Raw genomic sequence first — 398 nt, 5'->3', positions numbered from 1 at the left:
CCTTTATTGTCTTCGATGCGCTGTTTAATCTCTGCAGGTGTTGGCTCCTGGATCATACTGACGGGAACCGTTTCGTTGGCCCGGCTCCACGGCAGCGGATCACCGCCCTGCAGCAGTTTAATCAGCGAGCCCTGCTCCGGGCGTGGCTTCTGCCTGGAATATCGTTCGCTATTCCAGGCGGTGCTGCTGTAGGGCTTTATCTGTTGGAAGTCCATTTCTATCAATTCAGTCCGTTAGTGTTGTCAGGCCTGAGTGCCGCTATTAAACAGATCGATCTCCGGGCCCATACTAGGCATAAAACGTTGCTCTGCACGTAGTTGAGCGATCGCTTCTTCAAACTCGTCATCATCCATTGAGAACCAGTAATCGGGTTGTCGATTGGTTTTAGCATCGTAGGC

At 52.0% G+C, this 398-nt stretch carries 1 protein-coding gene; it reads right to left on the bottom strand.

The annotated features are described in order from the left end of the window. Positions 1 to 215, bottom strand: a 215-nt coding sequence (locus JW499_RS21785) for a hypothetical protein (protein WP_205212534.1), incomplete at its 3' end; no start/stop codon positions are given. Positions 216 to 398: the final 183 nt, after the last annotated feature.

The organism is Amphritea pacifica, assembly GCF_016924145.1.
Classification (GTDB): domain Bacteria; phylum Pseudomonadota; class Gammaproteobacteria; order Pseudomonadales; family Balneatricaceae; genus Amphritea; species Amphritea pacifica.
Note: the sequence above shows the minus strand (reverse complement) of the source record. Positions and strands in the feature narration are given on the sequence as shown.